The organism is Streptomyces sp. NPDC005266, assembly GCF_040607655.1.
In the GTDB taxonomy this organism is placed as follows: domain Bacteria; phylum Actinomycetota; class Actinomycetes; order Streptomycetales; family Streptomycetaceae; genus Streptomyces.
The window spans coordinates 77,220-96,975 of sequence record NZ_JBEXHC010000026.1 but is presented as its reverse complement, the minus strand read 5'-3'; the positions used below and the strand labels follow the sequence as shown (position 1 = coordinate 96,975).

The following is a 19,756-nucleotide window of genomic DNA, read 5'->3' as shown; positions in this document are numbered from 1 at the left end:
GGACGGGCCCCACTCCGAGTGCTCCCGGTCGGGCCATGGAGGACCGGCGCACAGGGCGGCCCCTGGTGGCAGAAGCCCCGGGTGCCGGGCGACTGCCGCGGCGGGGAGAGAACCGGCGACCGAGCCGAAGGGCGACGTGTCAGCCGAGGCGGCTGATGTCCCGCACCGCGCCCTTGTCCGCGCTGGTGGCCATCGCCGCGTAGGCGCGCAGCGCCGTGGAGACCTTGCGCTCGCGGTTCTTCGGGGCGTGGACGCCGCCGAGCGCCTCGCGGCGGGCCGCCAACTCCTCGTCACTCACCAGCAGTTCGATGGTGCGGCCGGGGATGTCGATGCGAATCCGGTCGCCCTCCTCGACGAGGGCGATGGTGCCGCCGGACGCCGCCTCGGGCGAGGCGTGGCCGATGGACAGGCCCGAGGTGCCGCCGGAGAAGCGGCCGTCGGTGATCAGCGCGCAGGCCTTGCCCAGGCCCCGGCCCTTGAGGAAGGAGGTGGGGTAGAGCATCTCCTGCATGCCGGGGCCGCCCTTGGGGCCCTCGTAGCGGATGACGACGACGTCGCCCTCCTTGACCTGCTTGTTCAGGATGCGCTCGACGGCCTCCTCCTGCGATTCGCAGACCACGGCCGGGCCTTCGAAGGTCCAGATGGACTCGTCGACGCCCGCGGTCTTCACGACGCAGCCGTCCTCGGCGAGGTTGCCCTTGAGGACGGCGAGCCCGCCGTCCTTGGAGTAGGCGTGCTCCAGGTCGCGGATGCAGCCGCCGGCGGCGTCCGTGTCCAGGGAGTCCCAGCGCTCGGACTGCGAGAAGGCGGTGGCGGAGCGCTTGCAGCCGGGGGCCGCGTGCCACAGCTCGACGGCCTCGGCCGACGGCGAACCGCCGCGCACGTCCCAGGTCTTGAGCCAGTCGGCGAGCGAGGAGCTGTGCACGGAGTGGACGTCCTCGTTCAGCAGCCCGCCGCGGAACAGCTCGCCGAGGATCGCCGGGATGCCGCCGGCGCGGTGCACGTCCTCCATGTAGTACGTGCCGCCGGGGGCGACGTTCGGGGCGACCTTGGCCAGGCAGGGCACCCGGCGGGAGACCTCGTCGATGTCCTTCAGGTCGTAGTCGAGACCGGCCTCCTGGGCGGCGGCCAGCAGATGCAGGATCGTGTTGGTCGAGCCGCCCATGGCGATGTCGAGCGCCATGGCGTTGTCGAAGGCGGCGCGGGTGCCGATGGAGCGCGGCAGAACGGTGTGGTCGTCCTGCTCGTAGTGGCGCTTGGTGATCTCCACGACCGTACGGCCGGCCGTCTCGTAGAGCGCCTTGCGGGCGGTGTGGGTGGCCAGCACCGAGCCGTTGCCCGGCAGGGAGAGGCCGATCGCCTCGGTCAGGCAGTTCATCGAGTTGGCGGTGAACATGCCGGAACAGGAGCCGCAGGTGGGGCAGGCGTTCTGCTCGATCCGGAGGATGTCCTCGTCCGAGACGTTCTCGTTGACCGCGTCCGAGATCGCGTTGATCAGGTCCAGCTTGCGGACGGTGCCGTCGACGAGCGTGGCCCGGCCGGCCTCCATCGGGCCGCCGGAGACGAAGACGGCCGGGATGTTGAGGCGCATCGCGGCCATCAGCATGCCGGGCGTGATCTTGTCGCAGTTGGAGATGCAGATCAGCGCGTCCGCGCAGTGCGCCTCGACCATGTACTCGACGGAATCGGCGATCAGGTCGCGGGAGGGGAGGCTGTAGAGCATCCCGCCGTGGCCCATGGCGATGCCGTCGTCCACCGCGATGGTGTTGAACTCGCGCGCGATGCCGCCCGCCGCGTGGATCGCCTCGCTGACGATCCGGCCGACCGGCTGGAGGTGCGTATGGCCGGGCACGAACTCCGTGAAGCTGTTGGCCACGGCGATGATCGGCTTGCCGAAGTCCTCGCGCGCTACGCCGGATGCCTGCATCAGGGCGCGCGCGCCCGCCATATTGCGGCCATGGGTGACGGTGCGAGACCTCAGCTCGGGCACGGTGCTCGGCTCCCTCGTCGGAGTGGATCGTGTGGAATCAGCTCGGAGTCTTCTGACTCTACGCCTGGAATCCGCGATCCGGACGGTGCGTCCGGATCGCGGGACGGGTGGCTCACTCCCCGGAAGGGCCCGATCAGCTCTCTGTGTCAGCTATGTCAGCTCTCGGGTCAGCTCTCGGGTCAGCTCTCGGTCAGATAGCGCTGGAGGGCGGGGGCCACCATGGCGACGATGTCGTCCACCGTCGCCGAGGCCATCGGCTCCATCTTGATCACGTAGCGGAGCATCGCGATCCCGATCATGTGCCCGGCCGCCAGCTGCGCCCGGAACTCTGGGTCGGGGACGTCCAGCTCCCCCGCCATCCGTACCAGCACCCGCCGCTCGATCATGCCGCGCAGCACCGCGGCGGCGGTCTCATTGGTCAGCGCGGAGCGCATCACGGCCAGCACCGGCAGCCGGGTGACGGGGTTCTCCCAGATGGAGAACATATAGCGGGCCAGGCGCTCCCCCGCACCCTCCCGGTCGCCGTGCACCGCGTCCGGGACTCCCATGGCGGGCGCCATGCTCAGCTCGACGGCCGCCTCGAAGACCTGCTCCTTGGTGCCGAAGTAGTGGTGGACCAGCGCGGGGTCGACCTCCGCCGCCTTGGCGATACCGCGGATCGAGGCCTTGTCGTAGCCGCGCTCGGCGAACTCGTTGCGCGCCGCGGTCAGGATCCGGTCACGGGCGGCGGGCCCGTCGGCGGAGTCGGCCCGAGGCGGACGGCCGCGCCTGCGCGGACCGGCGGCGGGCGGGGGCGGAGGCGTCGCGGAGGTCATGAGCCGGACACCCTCCCGCGCTTCCGGGAAGCGGGGGCCGGCGAGGCAAGATGCAGCCGGGTGAAGGCCAGGGCCTCCGCCAGGTCGGCCTCGCGCTCGGCCGTGGACATCGCCCGCCGGGTGTTGACCTCGACCACCACATTGCCGTCGAACCCGGTCGCCGCCAGCCGCTCCAGCAGCTCGGCGCAGGGCTGGGAGCCGCGCCCGGGGACCAGGTGCTCGTCCTTGTTGGAGCCCTGGCCGTCGGCGAGGTGGATATGGGCGAGCCGGTCGCCCATCCGGCCCACCATGTCCAGCGCGTCCGTACGGGCGGTCGCGGTGTGCGACAGATCGATCGTGAAGTGGCGGTAGTCGTCCTGGGTGACGTCCCAGGCCGGGGCGTACGCGAGCATCTCGCGGTCGCGATACCGCCACGGGTACATGTTCTCGACCGCGAACCGCACATCGGTCTCGTCCGCCATCCGCCAGATTCCGCTGACGAACTCCCGGGCATAGTTCCGCTGCCATCGGAAGGGCGGATGGACCACGACGGTGGACGCGCCGAGCCGCTCGGCCGCCGCCTTCGCCCGCTGCAGCTTGACCCATGGGTCGGTCGACCACACCCGCTGGGTGATCAGCAGGCAGGGCGCGTGCACGGCGAGGATCGGCACCCCGTGGTAGTCCGAGAGCCGACGCAGCGACTCGATGTCCTGGCTGACCGGATCGGTCCACACCATGACCTCGACACCGTCGTAGCCCAGCCGTGCGGCGATCTCGAAGGCCGTCGCCGTCGACTCCGGATAGACCGAGGCCGTGGACAGCGCGACCTTCGCATCCGGGATGCGCACCACTGGCTCTGTCACGAAGGACAGCGTACGGCGGCTGCCCGGAGTCGCTAAACCAGCACCACTGGTCACGTCACGTCCTCCCGTCACGTCGGCAGGTGGTCCAGGCGGCGCAGAATGACCCCCTCGCGCAGCGCCCACGGGCAGATCTCCAGCTCATCGACGCCGAACAGATCCATCACCCCCTCGGCGACCAGCGCCCCGGCCAGCAGCTGCCCCGCCCGCCCCTCGGACACCCCGGGCAGCCCGGCGCGCTCGTGCGCGGGCATGGCGGCCAGCTTGGGCACCCACTCCTCCAGCGCCCGCCGGGTGAGCCGGCGCTGGACGTACAGCCCCTCGCCGGAGCGGGCGGCGCCCGCGATCCTGGCCAGCTGGCGGAAGGTCTTGGAGGTGGCGACCACATGGTCGGGTGTGCCATGGCGGCTGAAGTCGCCCACGGTCCGGGCGATCTCGGCCCGCGCATGGCGCCGCAGCGCCCGTACGTCCGCCGGGTCGGGCGGGTCGCCGGGCAGCCAGGAGGCCGTCAGCCGGCCGGCGCCCAGCGGCAGCGAGACGGCCGCGTCGGGCTCCTCGTCGATGCCGTACGCGATCTCCAGTGAACCGCCGCCGATGTCCAGGACCAGCAGCTTTCCGGCCGACCAGCCGTACCAGCGGCGGGCGGCCAGAAACGTGAGCCGCGCCTCGTCCTCGCCGCTGAGCACCTGGAGCCGTACGCCGGTCTCGTCGGTGACCCGGGCGAGGACGTCATCGGCGTTGGCCGCCTCGCGGACGGCGGAGGTCGCGAACGGCAGGACGTCCTCCACGCCCTTGTCCTCGGCGGCCTGCAGCGCCTCCTTGACCACCGCGATCAGGCGGTCGACGCCCTCGGAGCCGATGGCTCCGTCGCCGTCGAGGAGTTCCGCCAGCCGCAGCTCCGCCTTGTGCGAGTGAGCGGGCAGCGGGCGCGCGCCGCGGTGTGCGTCCACCACCAGTAGATGGACCGTATTCGAACCCACATCGAGGACACCGAGTCTCATGGCCGGAACGCTACTGCGCGGGGTGTGACGTCATGCACGGGTCCCGGCCTCCCGCTTTTGGCCATGGGGCATACGCTTGCACCGTGGCTAAGACGAAAAAGGCGAAGCAGGACAAAACCCGGAAGGGCGCCCCGGAGCGGGGGATCGAGGAGCCGATCCCCTCCCCCGCCGAGGACGACGAGACCGGTCTGGACTTCGCCCGCGCGTGGGTCGAATTCCCCGACCCGGCCGACGACGAACAGGTCTTCCGATGCGACCTGACCTGGCTGACCTCCCGCTGGACCTGCATCTTCGGCCAGGGCTGCCAGGGGATCCAGGCCGGGCGCGCCAGTGACGGCTGCTGCACCCTGGGCGCGCACTTCTCGGACGAGGACGACGAGCGGCGCGTCGCGCGCGAGATGGCCCGGCTCACCCCGGAGATCTGGCAGTTCCACGACGTGGGCCACGCCTCGGGCTGGGTGCAGGAGGACGAGGACGACGGGGAGCGCCAGACCCGGCGGTACGAGGGCTCGTGCATCTTCCAGAACCGCCCGGGCTTCTCCGGCGGGGCGGGCTGCGCCCTGCACATCCTGGCCCTGCGGGAGGGGCGCGAGCCGCTGGAGACCAAGCCGGACGTCTGCTGGCAGCTGCCGATCCGGCGGTCGTACGACTGGATCGACCGGCCGGACGAGACCCGGGTGCTCCAGATCACCATCGCCGAGTACGACCGCCGCGGCTGGGGCCCCGGCGGCCACGATCTGCACTGGTGGTGCACCTCGGCGACCTCGGCGCACGGGGGCGGCGAGCCGGTGTACGTGTCCTACCGGCCGGAGCTCACGGAGCTGATGGGCAAGGCCGGATATGACCGGCTGGCCGAGATCTGCGGGCAGCGACTGGCGTCCTCGCTCCCGCTGGTGGCGCCGCACCCGGCCGACCCGGTCTGAGCGGATGCGGTGAAGTTCGCCGCTGATCCCTCGCCGTTCGGCCTGGCCGAGGGCTTGGACGCCGAGAAGGATCAGCACTTGGGTTCGCCGTAACCGCTTAGCGCTCCAGCCCTCACCGGCCCTTGGCGGCGGGCGAGCCCGACGGCGCGGGGGACGGGTCGCCCGGCGTGGGGCTGGGGCTGCCGGAGGGGCCGCTCGGGGTCGGCGTCGGCGCAGGGGCCGCGCCCCGGCCCTCGATCACCACCATCGCGCCCGACGGCGCCACCGTGACCCGGGCGCTCCAGTGCCCGGCCGGCTCCCGGTCGCGGTCCACCGACACCGTGATGGTCGTGGACTCTCCGGGGCGCAGCACCCCGGCCGTGTGGTTCAGCTGGAGCCACGCCGCCCCGGTGGACGCCGACCAGCGCACCGGAGCGCCACCCGACGCCGTGAGGGTGATGACCGTCACATCGCCACGCGGCTGGGCCTCGACTGTCAGCCGCCCCGGGCCGGGCGTCGGCCGGGTGGGCCCGGAGCGGCCTCCCGAGCGGCTGCCGCCGGGAGAACCGTCCGGCCGTGGCGCCTCACCGCCCTTGCCGTCCTTCCCGTCCGGCCGCTCCACCGCGCCGTCCGCGGCGATGACCTCGACCGACACATCGGGCCCCCGCTTGCCGGCCTTGGCGTCCCGGCCCGGGCCGACTCGCGCGCCGGAACGGTCCTGCGCGCTGCCCGCCTGCTCGTACGAGCGCCGGGCCGGCCGGTCCTGACCGGCCGGGGCCTGGTCCGCGCCGTCCACGCCCGCGGCGGCCACCGAGTCCGTGTCGTGCTCGTCACCGGCGAGCGGCGCGCCCCGGTAGGCGGCCCACAGGGCGAGCACGGGCGCCGCCACGACCGTGGCGACCACCGTCGTGGTCAGCGCGCGGCTGCGCATCCGGCTACGGCGCGCGACCCGGTCCTGGGGGTCCAGCGGGAAGCCGCGCCGGTCGAAGCGCGGACCCGAGCCGACGCGCGCGGGGCGGCCGCTGAGCGCGCACAGCATCGCGGCGTGCACTTCGGCACGCGGCGCCTCCAGCACCGGCAGAGCGGCGGGCGCCGCCGCCGTACCGGGCCAGGGGCCGTCCGCCGTGGCCCGCTCGGCCATCCGGCGGCACTCCCGGCAGTCGTCCACATGGCGCACCAGCTCACGGCGGAGGGCGGCGGAGAACAGCACCTGGGTGTCGCCCGCGAGTCGCGCGACCACCGGGCAGTGGCCCAGCTCGACTACGGCGAGCGCGGCGCGGGTCCGCTCCACCTCGCAGGCGGCGCTGGCGAGCAGGGCGCGGGTCTCGTCGTGGTCCTTGCCGAGCGCGGCGGCCACCTCGGGCGGGGTGAGCTGATGGCGCACGGCGAGCTCCAGCGCCTCGCGCTGCTCGGCGGTGGTGCCGGCTGCCTCGGGCCAGGCGAGCGCGGCCAGTTCACGGCGGCGCTGGGCGGCGATGGGCTCGGGCAGCTCGGCCTCGGCGCCGTGCCGCGCGGTGCCCGGCGGGGTGTCCGCCCCCGTCCGGCTCCCCGTCCGGCCCCGCGGGTCGTTCTCCTGGCCGACCTGACCGTCCTGTCCGTAGTGGCCGTCCTGGCCGACCTGACCGACCTGACCGACCTGACCGACCTGACCGTAGTGACCGGCCTCGCGCGCCCTGACGCCCTTTCGGTCCCGCAGCCCCCGGTGCTCCTGCCGCTCCCTCAACTCGGCGAGCTTGCGCAGACAGGCCCAGCGGGCGACCGCGTAGAGCCAGGGGCGGCTCAGCTCGCCCTCGGCCGGGGCGCGCTTCCGCCCCCGGCCGCGCCGGCGCTCGGCCACGGCCAGCACATCGCCGACGGTGGCGGCCGCGGCGTCGTGCTCGCACAGGACCGACAGGCAGTAGGTGAACAGGCCGTCCAGATATGGCTCGTAGCGCTCGGGAGGCCGCTGGGGGCGCGTGGTGGTGACGCGGGGCGCACGGCGCTGCGCCCGGTGTGCGCCGGTGGCGTGTGTCGAGTGCTCGGGCCTGCTGCTCATCACTCGGCGACCGTAGGCGGATGATGCAGACTTCCTCGCGCCACTTGCGCAGTTTTAACCCTTACGGGTGACCATCTCCCTCATAAGGGGACAGGTGTCCTGCTCCGTCGTCCCCAACCTGCTATGCGCCCCGGGGCTGTACGTCACCACAGCGCCCGGTTCGCCTCCGGGGCGCTCGGTCCGCTGTCGGTGGCCGACGCTAGCGTTACGGCATGGCTGCCCGTAGCTCCTCCCGCACATCCGCCAAGGACCGGCCCTCCTACCGCTGCACCGAATGCGGCTGGACCACCGCCAAGTGGCTCGGCCGCTGCCCGGAGTGCCAGGCGTGGGGCACGGTCGAGGAGTACGGCGCGCCCGCGGTGCGGACCACCGCGCCCGGCCGGGTCACCTCGGCCGCCCTGCCCATCGGCCAGGTCGACGGCCGTCAGGCCACCGCCCGGTCCACCGGGGTGGACGAGCTGGACCGGGTGCTCGGCGGCGGGCTCGTCCCCGGCGCCGTCGTCCTGTTCGCCGGGGAGCCCGGGGTGGGCAAGTCCACGCTGCTGCTCGACGTCGCCGCCAAGGCCGCGTCCGACGACCACCGGACGCTGTACATCACGGGTGAGGAGTCGGCGAGCCAGGTGCGGCTGCGCGCCGACCGCATCGGCGCGCTGAGCGAGCATCTCTACCTCGCCGCCGAGACCGACCTCTCCGCGGTCCTCGGCCATCTTGACTCGGTCAAGCCCTCGCTGCTGGTCGTGGACTCCGTCCAGACCGTCGCCTCGCCCGAGATCGACGGCGCGCCCGGCGGGATGGCCCAGGTTCGCGAGGTCGCCGGGGCGCTCATCCGCGCCTCCAAGGAGCGCGGCATGTCCACGCTGCTGGTGGGCCATGTCACCAAGGACGGCGCCATCGCGGGCCCGCGGCTGCTGGAGCACCTCGTCGATGTCGTCCTGCACTTCGAGGGCGACCGGCACGCCCGGCTGCGGCTGGTCCGCGGCGTGAAGAACCGCTACGGGGCGACGGACGAGGTGGGCTGTTTCGAGCTGCACGACGAGGGCATCACCGGCCTCACCGACCCCTCCGGGCTCTTCCTCACCCGCCGTGCCGAACCGGTGCCGGGCACCTGTCTGACCGTCACCCTGGAGGGCCGCCGGCCGCTGGTGGCCGAGGTGCAGGCGCTCACCGTCGACTCCCAGATCCCCTCGCCCCGCCGCACCACCTCCGGTCTGGAGACCTCCCGGGTGTCGATGATGCTGGCCGTGCTGGAGCAGCGCGGGCGGATCAGCGCGCTCGGCAAGCGCGACATCTACAGCGCGACGGTCGGCGGGGTGAAGCTCTCCGAGCCCGCGGCGGACCTCGCCGTCGCGCTCGCGCTGGCCAGCGCCGCCAGCGACACCCCGCTGCCGAAGAATCTGGTGGCGATCGGCGAAGTGGGGCTCGCGGGTGAGGTCCGGCGGGTCACGGGGGTGCAGCGGCGGCTGTCCGAGGCCTCCCGGCTCGGCTTCACCCACGCCCTGGTGCCGGCCGACCCGGGCCGGATCCCCGACGGGATGCGGGTGCTGGAGGTCGCGGACATCGGGGAGGCGCTGCGGGTGCTGCCCCGCCGTGAGCGGGGCGAACGGGGCCGGGCGGGCGCGGAGGCGGCCGGGTGAGGGCGCGGCCGGCCGGGCGGTGAGCGGGGCGGGGTGTGGGACAGGGGGAGCCGCACTCCGGTTCGCGCGTTCGGGCGTACGCCGGGAGCCCCCACGGGAGGCCGGTGACCGCCGGTAGACTTTGCCCTGGTCTCGCCCGTACGTGGCCTCGGACACCGGCGCGGCAGGGCGACTGGCGGCACCGACAGACCTTGCGACGGAGGAGTGCAGTGGCAGCAGGCGACCGGGCATCGGCTCCCGGCAAGGCCGACGGTCTGATGCGTGCCTCCCTGAGCGCGGTCGCGCCCGGTACGGCGCTGCGTGATGGCCTTGAGCGCGTGCTCCGCGGCAATACGGGCGGGCTCATCGTGCTCGGCACGGACAAGACCGTCGAGTCGCTGTGCACCGGCGGCTTCGTCATCGATGTGGAGTTCACCGCGACCCGGCTGCGCGAGCTGTGCAAGCTGGACGGCGCGCTGGTCCTCGACAAGGACATCACCAAGATCGTGCGGGCGGGGGTGCAGCTCGTCCCGGACGCGGCGATCCCCACCGAGGAGACCGGCACCCGGCACCGCACCGCGCAGCGCGTCTCCATCCAGACCGGGTTCCCCGTGGTGTCCGTCAGCCAGTCCATGCGGCTGATCGCGCTGTATGTGGGCGGGCAGCGGCGAGTGCTGGAGGATTCGGCGGCGATCCTCTCCCGCGCCAACCAGGCGCTGGCCACCCTGGAGCGCTACAAGCTCCGCCTCGACGAGGTCGCGGGCACGCTCTCGGCGCTGGAGATCGAGGATCTGGTCACGGTCCGGGATGTGAGCGCGGTCGCGCAGCGGCTGGAGATGGTGCGGCGCATCGCCACCGAGATCGCCGAGTACGTGGTCGAACTGGGCACCGACGGGCGACTGCTCTCCCTCCAGCTGGACGAGCTGATCGCGGGCGTCGAGCCGGAGCGGGAGCTGGTCGCACGGGACTACGTCCCCGAGCCGACCGCCAAGCGCAGCCGCACGGTCGCGGACGCGCTGGCCGAGCTGGACCGGCTCTCCCACGCCGAGCTGCTCGAACTGCCCATCGTGGCACGGGCGCTGGGCTACACGGGCTCGCCGGAGACCCTCGACTCAGCGGTCTCGCCGCGCGGTTTCCGGCTGCTGGCGAAGGTCCCCCGGCTCCCGGGTGCCATCATCGAGCGGCTGGTCGAGCACTTCGGGGGCCTGCAGAAGCTGCTGGCGGCGAGCGTGGACGATCTCCAGATGGTGGACGGCGTGGGCGAGGCCCGGGCCCGCTCGGTCCGTGAGGGCCTCTCGCGGCTGGCCGAGTCGTCGATTCTGGAGCGGTACGTCTGAGCCGGGCGGCGGATTCCGGGGCGGCGCCCCGGAATCCGGGCCTTCTCTAAGCGGTTACGGCGAAGTCAAGTGCTGATCCTTCTCGGCGTCCAAGCCCTCGGCCAGGCCGAACGGCGAGGGATCAGCGGCGAACTTCACCGCATCCGCTTAGTCCTTCTCGAGGACGAATGACACCTGGGCCGTACCGATCCCGTCGAGCTCCGCCTCCACCAGGTACGTACCGGGCTCGGCCGACGTGCTGCCCTTCGGGGTCGCGCAGTGCTCGGCGCTGCGCTTGCGGTCCCAGCGCACGGTCCGCTTGGTCTCGCCCGAGCCCGGCACCTCGACCAGTGCGGTGGCGCTGCCCTCCGGGCAGTCGCCGGAGGCCCAGATGTGGGCGTTGTCCGCGTCGGTGATGGTCAGTGAGGCCGCCGCGCGGCCGAAATCGACCTTGCAGGAGCTCTTGGAGGAGTTCTTCACGACGATCTCGAACGTGGGCTTCTCACCCGGGGCGTAGGTGTTCTTGGCCTTCGAGTCCTTGACGCTGCGCACGGTCAGCTCGACGTCCCCGCGCGTGCAGTCCGGCAGGCTCGATCCGACCGGCAGGCTCTGCCCGGTCCCGGTGCCGATGCCGTCGGCGCCACCGCCCGAACCGCCGCCGGAGCCGCTCGCCCCGCCGGAGCCGCCGCCCGCGCCGCCGCCGCTCTCCTCGGCGCCGCCGCCCGAACCGCCGCTGCCGGAACCGCCGGTGTCGCCGGACCCGGTGCCGCCGTTGTCCGATTCGTCGCGCCCGCCCGGCCGTTGACTGTTCACCGGCCCGGACGAGGAGGGCCCGGGGGTGATGGTGCTCGCGGGCCCGCCGCCGGGGCCCTTGCCCTCATCGCTTCCGCCGCCGCCCGAACCACCCCAGCCGAAGGCCCAGATGACGAGAAGCGCGATGGCGACGAGGAGGGCCAGCGCAACGGCCCTCCGCCGCCAGTAGATGGAGGAGGGGAGCGGCCCGATCGGATTGCGCAGAGATCCCACGCGGAAACTCTACGAGAGATCGGGAGCGCTACCAGCCAATAACCGCCGTCGGCGCCCCTACTTTTCTCATGATCGGACCGGATCCGGCACCGGGGGCCGCACCCGGGCACGGCAAGCGGCCATCCGTTCCCGCACAGCCGCCCGGATTGCACTTTTTCGTACGGGTGCCGACCAGCTCGACCCGAACGCCCGCGCCCTCGGCCACCGCAGGGCGCCCGGGCGTGCCAGGATCGTCAGTGATGACTGCCAATCCCGCCGCCCCGGCCGCCGTATCCCCGCCCCCCGACGGAGCCGCCCTGCACCGGCCCGTCATCGAGTGGTTCGACGCTCACGCCCGCGACCTTCCCTGGCGCCGCCCGGAGGCCGGCGCCTGGGGCGTGATGGTCAGCGAGTTCATGCTGCAGCAGACGCCGGTGAGCCGGGTGCTCCCGGTGTACGAGCAGTGGCTCGCGCGCTGGCCGCGCCCGGCCGACCTGGCCGCGGAGCCGCCCGGTGAGGCGGTCCGCACCTGGGGCCGGCTCGGCTATCCGCGCCGCGCGCTGCGGCTGCACGGCGCGGCGGTCGCCATAAGGGAGCGGCACGGCGGTGACGTACCGAGCGATCACGCCCAGCTGCTCGCGCTGCCGGGGGTGGGCGAGTACACGGCGGCGGCCGTGGCCTCGTTCGCGTACGGACAGCGCCACGCGGTCCTGGACACCAATGTCCGCCGGGTCTTCGCCCGCGCGATCGGCGGCGCCCAGTACCCGCCGAACGCCACGACCGCCGCCGAGCGCAGGCTGGCCCGCACCCTGCTCCCCGCGGACGAGCCGACCGCGGCGCGCTGGGCGGCCGCCACGATGGAGCTGGGCGCGCTGGTCTGCACGGCCCGCTCCCCCGAGTGCGCGCGCTGCCCCATCGCCGCGCAGTGCGCCTGGCGCGAGGCCGGGACCCCGGCGCACGACGGGCCGCCGCGCCGTGGCCAGACCTACGCCGGTACGGACCGTCAGGTGCGCGGCAAGCTGCTCGCCGTGTTGCGGGAGGCGGTCGCGCCGGTGCCGCAGGCGGTGCTGGACCAGATGTGGGACGAGCCGGTGCAGCGGGCCCGGGCGCTCGACGGCCTGGTCTCCGACGGACTGGTGGAGCCGCTCGCGGGAGGGCTCTACCGGCTGCCGCTGACGTGAGGTGCGACCGCGCGCCGCATCGCCTTCCGCCGCCTTCGAAGCTCCGTCTGTGACAGACCTGTGACATGGCCAGGACCCGGTTCTGACACTCCGTCGAACCGGGCCTGCCTGTTACACAACCTATGGGTAGCTGTGCATTCGCCGAGGTGCGGATGCACATGGTGCCGCAACAGCGCCTCCGTAGCGTCCCTTCACGTGCTGGACGAGCCGGCACACCAGGTGGGGAAGACAACGGGGATGGAGGCTGTGATGTGTGGCAGCGGCAAGGTTCTGGACTTTGAGGAGTACGTACGGAATCGGCAGGACGCGCTGCTGCGCAGCGCCCGCCGCCTGGTCCCCGACCCGATCGAGGCGCAGGACCTGCTCCAGACCGCGCTGGTGCGCACCTACGGCCGCTGGGACGGCATAGCCGACAAGTCGCTGGCCGACGCCTATCTGCGCCGCGTCATGATCAACACCCGTACCGAGTGGTGGCGCGCCCGCAAGCTGGAGGAGGTGCCGACCGAGCAACTGCCGGAGGCCAGCGTCGAGGACGGCACCGAGCAGCACGCCGACCGCGCGCTCCTCATGGACATCCTCGGAGTTCTGGCTCCCAAGCAGCGCAGTGTCGTGGTGCTGCGACACTGGGAGCAGATGACGACGGAAGAGACCGCGGAGGCGCTCGGAATGTCGACCGGCACGGTCAAGAGCACGCTGCACCGGGCGCTGGCCCGGCTGCGGCAGGAGCTGGAGAGTCGCGATCTGGACGCCCGCGCGCTCCGGCGCGGGAAGAGCGACGGCATGCCGGCTGCCCCGGTCCGGCACACGGGTCAGGTCCGGCGCGGCCGCCAGGAGCGGGGGCAGGAACGGTGCGCGGCCTGACCAAGGCCTCTCCCGGCAGGACCGCCATGCTCACCGGCGGCGCGTTCGTGGGCCTCGCGGCCGCGGGCGGCTGGCTGCTGGCCGGGTGCGGCACCAGCAGCCAGGGGGTACGCAAGGAGGGCCCGGCGCGTACCGAGTGGGCCTCTGCCGCCGCGGACTCGGGCTCGTACGCGGGCGGTACCGCCTCCGCGCGGCCACCGGCCGCGCAGAAGGAAGACGCGATCCGGCTGGTCAAGGCGGATCCCAAGGTCAGCGAGGACCTGAAGGCGAGCCTCAAGCCGTGCCCGAAGGTGGCGAAGGAGTCGAAGGGCAAGGAGCTGATCGAGGGCTACCCGGTGGACGTGGCGCACGGCCGGCTGACCGGCTCCGCGACCTCCGACCTGGTCGTCAACGTCATGACCTGTGCCGACGGCTTCGGCATCGGATCGTATGTGTACCGCAAGGTGGGCCAGCGGTACGAGAACGTCTTCAGCGATGAGCAGCCGCCCGTTTACGCCGACATCGCCAAGGGCGCTCTGCGGGTGACGAAGCTCTCCTACGCCTCGGGGGACGCGGTCTGCTGCCCCTCGTGGGAGGACGTGATCACCTACCGTTGGGCCGGGCAGCGCCGGACGTTTACGGTGGTCGACCGTACGCACACCGACTACAGCGAGAACCTGCCCACGGAAGATCCGGCCCCGAGCGCCGACGGAACGGAAGGCTGAACCGAGGCTGTGGCCGAAACCCATGTGCTCTTCGTCGAGGACGACGACGTCATCCGTGAGGCCACCCAGCTCGCCCTGGAGCGCGACGGCTTTCTGGTGACGGCCGCGCCCGACGGACTGACCGGCCTGGAGAGGTTCCGCGCCGACCGCCCCGATATAGCACTGCTCGATGTGATGGTCCCGGGCCTGGACGGGGTCAGCCTGTGCCGGCGGATCCGCGACGAGTCCACCGTGCCCGTGATCATGCTGTCCGCGCGCTCCGACTCCATCGATGTGGTGCTGGGCCTGGAGGCCGGCGCCGACGACTATGTGACCAAGCCGTTCGACGGCGCCGTGCTGGTCGCCCGCATCCGCGCCGTGCTGCGCCGCTTCGGCCACGCCAGCGGCCCCGGCGGCCGGGCCGGCGAGTCCGGCCCCGAGGAGCCCGACGGCGGGGTGCTGCGCTTCGGCGACCTGGAGGTCGACCCGGAGGGCATGGAGGTCCGCAAGGGCGGTGAGCAGGTCGCGCTGACGCCGACCGAGATGCGGCTGCTGCTGGAGTTCTCCGCCGCGCCCGGCACCGTGCTCTCCCGCGACCGGCTGCTGGAGCGGGTGTGGGAGTACGGCTGGGGCGGGGACACCCGGGTAGTGGACGTCCATGTCCAGCGGCTGCGCGGCAAGATAGGCCAGGACCGGATCGAGACGGTCCGTGGCTTCGGCTACAAGCTCAAGGGCTGAGCGGCCCGTGATGAGGCGCGCGCTGCGCACCGGACTGCGCTGGAAGGTCAGCCTGGCCATCGCCGCGGTGAGCGCGCTGGTCGCGGTCGCGCTCAGCCTCGTCGTCCACAACGCGGCCCGGGTCTCGATGCTGAACAACAGCCGCAATGTGATGGACGAGCGGGTGCAGGCCGCCCAGAAGTGGTACGAGCAGTCCCGGGTGCTGGGGTTCGGCGCCAAGATGGACGACCCGCGGCTGCCCGAGGACCTGAGGAAGCAGGCCTGGCGTGGGCAGCGGGCCACCTATCTGGAGGACTCGGGCACCGGCACCCCCGAGGTGTGGGCGTCGGTGCCGCTGCGCGACGGCAAAGTGCTCTCCGTCCACACCCGCTTCAAGGACCGCTTCGCCGTCCTCGCCGACCTGGACCGGGTGCTGATCCTCGGCTCGGTCTCGGTCGTGCTGGGCGGTATCGCGCTCGGCATGCTCATCGGCGATCAGCTCTCCCGGCGGCTGCGCAAGGCGGCCACCGCGGCCCGCAAGCTCGCCGAGGGCGACTCCGAGGTCCGGGTGCGGGACGCGATCGGCGGCCGGGTACGGGACGAGACCGATGATCTCGCGCGCGCGATCGACGGTATGGCCGAGGCGCTGCAGGAACGGCTGGAGGCGGAGCGCCGGGTCACCGCCGATATCGCCCATGAGCTGCGCACCCCGGTCACCGGGCTGCTCACCGCCGCCGAATTGCTGCCGCCGGGCCGCCCGACCGAGCTGGTACGGGACCGGGCCCAGGCGATGCGCACCCTCGTCGAGGACGTGCTGGAGGTCGCCCGGCTGGACGGCTTCGCGGAGCGCGCCGAGCTCCAGGAGATCGACCTCGCCGAGTTCATCACCCGCCGGGTGCGGGCGGTGGCCCCCGAGGCCGTGATCACCGTGCTGCGTGACGCCCATGTCTCCACCGACCCCCGCCGGCTGGAGCGGATCCTGGGCAACCTCCTCGCCAACGCCGCCCGGCACGGCAAACCGCCCTTCGAGGTCACCGTCGAAGGGCGGATGCTGCGCGTCCGCGACCACGGTCCCGGCTTCCCGGAGACGTTGCTGAAGGACGGGCCGAGCCGCTTCCGCACCGGCAGCAAGGATCGCGCGGGCAAGGGCCACGGGCTGGGCCTGACCATAGCCGCGGGCCAGGCCCGGGTCCTGGGCGCCCGGCTGACCTTCCGCAACGCGGAGCCGACGGCCGAGGGCAAGGACGGCGCGGTCGCGGTGCTCTGGCTGCCGGAGTCGGCGCCCACCAACACCGGCAGCTTCCCGATCATCGAAGTGCCGGACTGAGCGCTCGGACCGAGCACCCGAGCGCAGCAGCTCCTCGGCCCGCTGGATCCGGCGACAGCTCGGATACTGGCCGGGCGTGGCCCCGTAGACCGCCTTGAAGGCGCGGATGGAGTGGAAGCGCGCATACCCGGCGTGCGCGGCGACCGCGTCCAGGTCGCGCGGCTCGGCCCCGTCGTGGTCCATCGCGTCCTTGGCGAGGCGCAGCCTGCGCAGCTGCGCCGGCCGCGCCTCGCCCGGTGTGGTCACCATGGGCCCGATGCTGACACGGCCCACTGACAGGGGGCCGCCGGGCGACGGACTTCCCGCCGCCGTCCCGGCCCGTACCCTCCCGGCACAGAGCGTCTCGCCTCAGACCGTCTCGCCTCAGACCGTCTCGGCCACCGGGGCCCGGTCGGCCGGGGCTCCGTCCTCGGCGGCGGACGCCGGGCCGGCTCCGCGCAGCGGGATCTCCTTGATGAACCAGGACGCGACGAACGCGATCACCGCGATCGCGGTGCCCCACAGGAAGACCTGGTGCGTGCCGTCGGAGACCGCGTGGGCGTAGGCGTCCTTGACCGCGGCCGGCAACTTGTCGAGCTGCGAGGGTTCGAGCTGGGCGCCGCCGGAGGTGATCTCCTTGCCCTTGGGCCCGGCCCGCTCGACCATGGTGTCCTGCACATGGTTGGTGAACAGCGCCCCGAGGGTCGCGACGCCGAAGGAGCCGCCGAGGGTGCGGAAGAGCGTGGCGGAGGAGGAGCCGACGCCCATGTCCTTCATCTCCACGCTGTTCTGGGCGATCAGCATGGTCAGCTGCATCAGGAAGCCCATGCCCGCGCCGAGCAGCGCCATGTAGAGGCCGGTGGTGAGACGGCTGGTGCCGATGTCCATCGTGGACAGCAGATACATCCCGACAGTGATCAGCACCCCGCCGACGATCGGGAAGATCCGGTACTTGCCGCTCGCGGTGGTGATCCGGCCCACGACCAGCGAGACGACCATCATCGACAGCAGCATGGGAAGCAGCAGCATCCCGGAGTTGGTGGCCGAGGCGCCCTGCACGGTCTGCTGGTACAGCGGCAGGAAGGTCAGCGAACCGAACATCACAAAGCCGACCAGGAAGCCGATCACGGTGATGACCGAGAAGTTGCGGCTGCGGAAGATGTGCAGCGGCAGTATCGGCTCGGCCGCCCGCCGCTCGACGGCGAGGAACGCGACGAGCGCGACCACCGCTCCGGCGGCGAGCCCGATGATCTGGCCCGACCCCCAGGCGTACTCGGTACCACCCCAGGTGGTGACGAGCACCAGCGCGGTGATGCCGGCGGTCAGCAGCGCGGCCCCGGCGTAGTCGATCCGCGCCTCGGTCCGCTTCTTGGGCAGGTGTAGCACCGCGGTGACGGCGGCCAGGGCGACCACGCCGAGCGGCAGGTTGATGTAGAAGATCCAGCGCCAGCCGAGGTGGTCGGTGAGGCTGCCGCCGGCCAGCGGCCCGCCGATCATGGCCACGCCCATGACGGCGGTCATCATGCCCTGGTACTTGCCGCGGTCCCGCGGCGGCACCAGATCACCGATGATCGCCATCACGCCGACGATCAGGCCGCCCGCGCCCAGCCCCTGCAGGGCCCGGAAGCCGATCAACTGCCCCATGGACTGGGCCAGACCGGACAGCGCTGAACCGGCCAGGAAGACCACGATGGAGGTGAGGAAGATGCCCTTGCGGCCGTACATGTCGCCGAGCTTTCCCCAGATGGGGGTAGAGGCGGCGGTGGTGAGGGTATAGGCCGTGACCACCCAGGAGAGGTGGTTGAGTCCGCCGAGGTCGCCGACGATCGTGGGCATCGCGGTGCCTACGATCATGTTGTCGAGCATGGCGAGCAGCATCGCGATCATCAGTGCGAAGATCACCACACCGGTGCTGCGGGGTTTCGGCCCCGCCTTGTCCGGGGACGGCGGCGAAGCGGCGGGCGCTTCTCGTGCTGATTCGTTGTTGGACATGATCCCACTCCCCCTGGTGACGATGAGAGGCCACGACGCGCTACTTACTTGCCGCCCGGCTAGTTGAGTACAGTGGAGACAGTAAGCGCCAACTAGCCGGGCGTCAAGTAAGTTTGGATCGGGCGCACCCATCACGCCCCAGCAGCACGGGAGAAGACCATGGGCAGCACACCGCGGCGGGGCGACACCCGTCAGCGCATCCAGGACGTGGCCCTGGCACTCTTCGCCGAGCGCGGCTACGAGAAGACATCGCTACGCGAGATCGCCGAGCACCTCGAGGTCACCAAGGCGGCGCTCTACTACCACTTCAAGACCAAGGAAGACATCGTCATCAGCCTGTTCCAGGACCTGGGACAGCCACTCGACGAGCTTCTCGCCTGGGGCAAGGAACAGCCCCGCACCCTGGAGACCAAGCTGGAGCTGCTGCGCCGCTACAGCGCCGCCCTGGACAACGCCGCCCCGCTCTTCCGCTTCATGCAGGAGAACCAGGCGACGGTGCGTGAGCTGAGCATCGGCCAGAGCTTCAAGCAGCGGATGTTCGCGATGTCCGACCTGGTCCGGGACCCGCGGGCACCCCTCGTCGACCAGGTCCGCTGCGTCACCGCGCTCTTCAGCATGCACGCCGGGCTGCTCGCGCTGCAGACGATCGAGGGCGACCCCGAGGACAAGCGCGAGGCTGTCCTGGAAGTCGCCCTCGACCTGCTGACGCAGGCTCACGCGGCGGAGCCGACGGAGTCCTGACTCAGACCTTCACGCCGTGGTCGCGCAGGAACTTCAGCGGCTCGACGGCGGAACCGTAGTTCGGGGTCGTACGGACCTCGAAGTGCAGGTGCGGACCGGTGGAGTTGCCGGTGCTGCCGGACAGACCGATCACATCACCGGTGGTCACGCGCTGGCCTATCCACTTCTTGATCTCCGACAGGTGCGCGTACTGCGTGTACGTCCGGTCGTCGTGCTGGATCACGATCGCGTTGCCGTACGCGGGGCCGTCGCCGCCACCGTTCGGGCCCGCCTTGACGACCACACCGCTGTGCGCCGCCCGCACCGGGGTGCCCGACGGCACGACGAAGTCCTGGCCGCTGTGGTTGTGCGCCCACAGGTTGCCCGCCAGACCGAAGGCGGAGCCGATTGCGTACTTGGCGACCGGCGTCTCCCAGGCGTCCGCCTTGGGGGCGGCCTTCTGCACGGCGGCCTGCGGAGCCTGCGAGGGGGCCGCGGCGAACGCCGCCCCGGCGCCGAGCGCGAGCGAGGCCCCCACGCCCGCGGCGATCACAGCGGTGCGAACCCGCCGAACGGACGAAAGCGAAAACCGGCGGGTGGTGGCGCGCGGAGCCATAGGGAAGTACCTCCAGAGGCATCAGATGAGACGCCCCTTGTTATCCCGTCCGCGCGATATGACCAAGATTCGGTTCTACTAGGCACCTTCGTAACGAAAGCCGCCCTGAGGAGCCTTCTCAGCGGGATGCCAGGGAGCCCGGACATGGACCTCTCACCTGCCCG

General features: G+C 72.1%; 17 protein-coding genes and 1 pseudogene. 9 read left to right on the top strand and 9 right to left on the bottom strand.

Features of this window, described 5'->3' with window-relative positions; translation table 11 throughout:
* Positions 1–139: 139 nt before the first annotated feature.
* From ilvD to ABZU99_RS31505, 4 genes are all read right to left on the bottom strand, one after another.
* Positions 140–1,990 carry a dihydroxy-acid dehydratase gene (gene ilvD / locus ABZU99_RS31520; protein ID WP_355949710.1) on the bottom strand — a complete coding sequence of 617 codons (1,851 nt, stop codon included), beginning with the start codon at positions 1,988–1,990 and terminating at the stop codon, positions 140–142.
* 179 nt (positions 1,991–2,169) lie between these two features.
* On the bottom strand, positions 2,170–2,805 hold the full coding sequence (locus ABZU99_RS31515; protein WP_355949708.1) for a TetR family transcriptional regulator: 636 nt from the start codon (positions 2,803–2,805) through the stop codon (positions 2,170–2,172).
* Positions 2,802–3,647 (bottom strand): sugar phosphate isomerase/epimerase, encoded by an 846-nt coding sequence (locus tag ABZU99_RS31510; protein ID WP_355949705.1) that lies wholly within the window; start codon positions 3,645–3,647, stop codon positions 2,802–2,804. Before ABZU99_RS31510 ends, ABZU99_RS31515 begins: the two co-directional genes overlap by 4 nt.
* A gap of 68 nt (positions 3,648–3,715) precedes the next feature.
* Entirely contained in the window at positions 3,716–4,645 is a 930-nt protein-coding gene (locus tag ABZU99_RS31505) for a Ppx/GppA phosphatase family protein (protein WP_355949703.1), read from the bottom strand.
* An 83-nt stretch (positions 4,646–4,728) separates the two neighbouring features.
* Here ABZU99_RS31505 and ABZU99_RS31500 point away from each other — a divergent pair, with 83 nt between their 5' ends.
* Positions 4,729–5,568, top strand: a complete 840-nt coding sequence (locus ABZU99_RS31500) for a hypothetical protein (protein ID WP_355949700.1) — start codon at positions 4,729–4,731, stop codon at positions 5,566–5,568.
* 112 nt (positions 5,569–5,680) lie between these two features.
* Here the strand turns inward: ABZU99_RS31500 and ABZU99_RS31495 are convergent, their stop codons facing one another.
* Positions 5,681–7,582 carry a sigma-70 family RNA polymerase sigma factor gene (locus tag ABZU99_RS31495; RefSeq protein ID WP_355949750.1) on the bottom strand — a complete coding sequence of 634 codons (1,902 nt, stop codon included), beginning with the start codon at positions 7,580–7,582 and terminating at the stop codon, positions 5,681–5,683.
* A 212-nt stretch (positions 7,583–7,794) separates the two neighbouring features.
* Here ABZU99_RS31495 and radA point away from each other — a divergent pair, with 212 nt between their 5' ends.
* Both radA and disA read left to right on the top strand, forming a co-directional pair.
* Positions 7,795–9,216 (top strand): DNA repair protein RadA, encoded by a 1,422-nt coding sequence (gene radA, locus ABZU99_RS31490; RefSeq protein WP_355949697.1) that lies wholly within the window; start codon positions 7,795–7,797, stop codon positions 9,214–9,216.
* 257 nt (positions 9,217–9,473) lie between these two features.
* A complete protein-coding gene (gene disA, locus ABZU99_RS31485; protein WP_355949747.1) occupies positions 9,474–10,532 on the top strand; it encodes a DNA integrity scanning diadenylate cyclase DisA in 1,059 nt (352 codons plus the stop codon).
* Positions 10,533–10,679: 147 nt separating this feature from the next.
* Here the strand turns inward: disA and ABZU99_RS31480 are convergent, their stop codons facing one another.
* Positions 10,680–11,537, bottom strand: coding sequence for a hypothetical protein (locus ABZU99_RS31480; RefSeq protein WP_355949695.1), 858 nt, complete (start codon positions 11,535–11,537; stop codon positions 10,680–10,682).
* 239 nt (positions 11,538–11,776) lie between these two features.
* On the opposite strand from ABZU99_RS31480, the gene ABZU99_RS31475 reads away from it, so the two are divergent.
* From ABZU99_RS31475 to cseC, 5 genes are all read left to right on the top strand, one after another.
* On the top strand, positions 11,777–12,697 hold the full coding sequence (locus tag ABZU99_RS31475) for an A/G-specific adenine glycosylase (RefSeq protein ID WP_355949692.1): 921 nt from the start codon (positions 11,777–11,779) through the stop codon (positions 12,695–12,697).
* Between the two features lie 249 nt (positions 12,698–12,946).
* A complete protein-coding gene (locus ABZU99_RS31470) occupies positions 12,947–13,558 on the top strand; it encodes a SigE family RNA polymerase sigma factor (protein ID WP_355949744.1) in 612 nt (203 codons plus the stop codon).
* Entirely contained in the window at positions 13,546–14,262 is a 717-nt protein-coding gene (locus tag ABZU99_RS31465; RefSeq protein ID WP_355949690.1) for a hypothetical protein, read from the top strand. Before ABZU99_RS31470 ends, ABZU99_RS31465 begins: the two co-directional genes overlap by 13 nt.
* 9 nt (positions 14,263–14,271) lie before the next feature.
* A complete protein-coding gene (gene cseB / locus ABZU99_RS31460) occupies positions 14,272–14,979 on the top strand; it encodes a two-component system response regulator CseB (protein WP_355949687.1) in 708 nt (235 codons plus the stop codon).
* Positions 14,980–14,986: 7 nt separating this feature from the next.
* Positions 14,987–16,285 (top strand): two-component system sensor histidine kinase CseC, encoded by a 1,299-nt coding sequence (gene cseC / locus ABZU99_RS31455; RefSeq protein WP_355949685.1) that lies wholly within the window; start codon positions 14,987–14,989, stop codon positions 16,283–16,285.
* An 18-nt stretch (positions 16,286–16,303) separates the two neighbouring features.
* Here cseC and ABZU99_RS31450 read toward each other — a convergent pair.
* Positions 16,304–16,468: pseudogene (locus tag ABZU99_RS31450) on the bottom strand (AraC family transcriptional regulator); the annotation flags it as partial.
* Positions 16,469–16,648: 180 nt separating this feature from the next.
* Complete coding sequence (locus ABZU99_RS31445) at positions 16,649–18,256, bottom strand: MDR family MFS transporter (protein ID WP_355949682.1); 1,608 nt, start codon at positions 18,254–18,256, stop codon at positions 16,649–16,651.
* Positions 18,257–18,415: 159 nt separating this feature from the next.
* On the opposite strand from ABZU99_RS31445, the gene ABZU99_RS31440 reads away from it, so the two are divergent.
* The gene (locus tag ABZU99_RS31440) at positions 18,416–18,997 is read left to right on the top strand and encodes a helix-turn-helix domain-containing protein (protein WP_355949679.1); all 582 of its coding nucleotides are present in this window, start codon (positions 18,416–18,418) and stop codon (positions 18,995–18,997) included.
* A 1-nt stretch (position 18,998) separates the two neighbouring features.
* Here ABZU99_RS31440 and ABZU99_RS31435 read toward each other — a convergent pair whose 3' ends face one another.
* A complete protein-coding gene (locus tag ABZU99_RS31435; protein ID WP_355949676.1) occupies positions 18,999–19,592 on the bottom strand; it encodes a M23 family metallopeptidase in 594 nt (197 codons plus the stop codon).
* Between the last annotated feature and the right edge of the window lie 164 nt (positions 19,593–19,756).

Coding starts and splice junctions, on each gene's coding strand:
- ABZU99_RS31515 (WP_355949708.1), bottom strand. CDS start 2,805: ATGACCTCCGCGACGCCTCCGCCCCCGCCCGCCGCCGGTCCGCGCAGG.
- ABZU99_RS31505 (WP_355949703.1), bottom strand. CDS start 4,645: ATGAGACTCGGTGTCCTCGATGTGGGTTCGAATACGGTCCATCTACTG.
- ABZU99_RS31495 (WP_355949750.1), bottom strand. CDS start 7,582: ATGAGCAGCAGGCCCGAGCACTCGACACACGCCACCGGCGCACACCGG.
- radA (WP_355949697.1), top strand. CDS start 7,795: ATGGCTGCCCGTAGCTCCTCCCGCACATCCGCCAAGGACCGGCCCTCC.
- disA (WP_355949747.1), top strand. CDS start 9,474: ATGCGTGCCTCCCTGAGCGCGGTCGCGCCCGGTACGGCGCTGCGTGAT.
- ABZU99_RS31475 (WP_355949692.1), top strand. CDS start 11,777: ATGACTGCCAATCCCGCCGCCCCGGCCGCCGTATCCCCGCCCCCCGAC.
- ABZU99_RS31470 (WP_355949744.1), top strand. CDS start 12,947: ATGTGTGGCAGCGGCAAGGTTCTGGACTTTGAGGAGTACGTACGGAAT.
- ABZU99_RS31445 (WP_355949682.1), bottom strand. CDS start 18,256: ATGTCCAACAACGAATCAGCACGAGAAGCGCCCGCCGCTTCGCCGCCG.
- ABZU99_RS31440 (WP_355949679.1), top strand. CDS start 18,416: ATGGGCAGCACACCGCGGCGGGGCGACACCCGTCAGCGCATCCAGGAC.
- ABZU99_RS31435 (WP_355949676.1), bottom strand. CDS start 19,592: ATGGCTCCGCGCGCCACCACCCGCCGGTTTTCGCTTTCGTCCGTTCGG.